A 1659-nucleotide genomic window follows, 5' to 3' on the forward strand; every position below is an offset into this window, starting at 1 on the left:
TCGCCCCCCGGCAAAAGCCAAAGCATAACCACGCCGCCACTGATCCGTTGGTCAATCCAGGAAATCCGCCGCATTGCCATCAGACTTGCTCGAAAGCGTATTCAACCCGCACGTATCATCGCATGGTCTTTCTGGCGCAGAGCTCATCAGGCTGCCGCTCAACGCGCTCACGTCAAATCAAGAAGACAACTGTAATGCTAGAGCTACTAGGAATCGATAATTTGCAGGGCGCCTCATAGGTCGCTTGAATGCGGCATGCCCTCTCTCCGTCGATATACCAAATGGGCCGGCCACTATCCGCCCCGCAGTCCTGCTGAATGGCTGGCAGACGGCCATGTCACCTGCAGCATCCAGTGCCTGAACGGCCGTTGCGATCGCAGGGTCGACGTGCGGCTTGATGCGCTCCCGCAGGATCAGCCGTGGTCGCGCATCGGCTTGCGCATGGTCTGCTCGGCATGCGGCGCCGCAGGATCTGTGCATATCGTCCCGAACTGGCATGACAGTCGCGGGCAAGTCAGGCCAAGCATGGCCTTGAGGTTTTGATTCCAGCAATGAAACTCGTCACCGAACGCCCCTTCGCCGACCCGGAAGTCGCCGCCCGCCAGCTCGTCCAGCTGGCTTCGAGCATTGAGCCGGTACAGGACGGCCGAATCCACATCGAGAAGATCAACTATCCCTTCCTCTACACGCTCAAGGGAAGCGGCACGGAGTTCGGCGCCGGCATCGACGCTTTCGGAATCGCGCGTAGGCGGATCTTGATCTCGAAGCGGGAGTCATTGCTCCGGTCGACGGGACTGCTAGCGGTCACCTGATGAGAGACGGCCCCGGCTTGGGGAGCTAGAGTGCAGGGTATTGCCGGGGCCGCTCCGCCAGCTCGGGCGAGCTAGCGAGACAGCAAACCAGATAATCTGGGCTCGGTTCCTAACGGAGCGTCAGCAGATCCTGCCCGGCGTCAGCAGCCGCACGTAGGTACCGCTCTCGTGCAGGTCGAGCCAGCCGCGCTCGACTGCACACTTTCATATTTGCCCTCGTTTGCTGACCGGCAAAGTTGGTGAGAATTGGAAAGTACTGTGACGATAAACCAACGTATACACGCCGAGTCCTGCAGATGAATGCTTCGTCCATCGAGGGCGCTGCCCTTTAATATGAAAGGATAGGCCCGCCAGCGTGAACCGGCGGGCTTCTAAATTTGCTACTGATCAGTAACTGAACCTCCGCTCGTTCTGTTCACACCTATGAGTATCCGGGATCTTGCTGTGTCCAGCTCGGCAAGGCCCATGCTGGCCCTATACTGCGATCGCAACGAAGGAGCCGACTATGCTTCGTACGATTGTATTAGCGGTTCTGTTGCTAAGCTCGATCGGATCAAAAGCTTTCGCCCAAAACTGCGCACAGCTTCCTGCGGGACCAGCGCGGCTTGATTGTGCCATGAAAAATCCCGCCTTTGCCGCCAAGCGCGAGCGCTGCGAGGAGGAGGGTCGAAAGATGGGGCTCAACAATCAATGGAGCGGAAGCGCTGGCGGACTACGTCCGTATATGGCGGCCTGCTTGAAGCGATAGTGTGGAGATTGGTCCGACAGAGCGCGTTGGCCTTCCGCGAGCGTATTCGCACTGCCGTTTCTTGTGTTCGTGAGCGCGGCCCACCGACGCGTCAACTGC

2 protein-coding genes are annotated in these 1659 nt (G+C 58.9%); both read left to right on the forward strand.

Annotation, left to right across the window (positions count from 1 at the left end; genetic code table 11):
* The coding region (locus tag IVA82_RS32230) for a hypothetical protein (RefSeq protein ID WP_247493692.1) at positions 1-195 on the forward strand (195 nt) is incomplete at its 5' end.
* Between the two features lie 356 nt (positions 196-551).
* Positions 552-812: a hypothetical protein gene (locus tag IVA82_RS32235; protein ID WP_247385129.1), complete on the forward strand. Its 261-nt coding sequence runs from the start codon at positions 552-554 to the stop codon at positions 810-812.
* Positions 813-1659 lie beyond the last annotated feature (847 nt).

The sequence above is a fragment of the Bradyrhizobium sp. 142 genome (genome assembly GCF_023074015.1).
Taxonomy (GTDB): Bacteria; Pseudomonadota; Alphaproteobacteria; order Rhizobiales; family Xanthobacteraceae; genus Bradyrhizobium.

Bases quoted from the DNA above. Each gene is read 5' to 3' on its own strand.
- IVA82_RS32235 (WP_247385129.1), top strand. From the start codon at position 552: ATGAAACTCGTCACCGAACGCCCCTTCGCCGACCCGGAAGTCGCCGCC.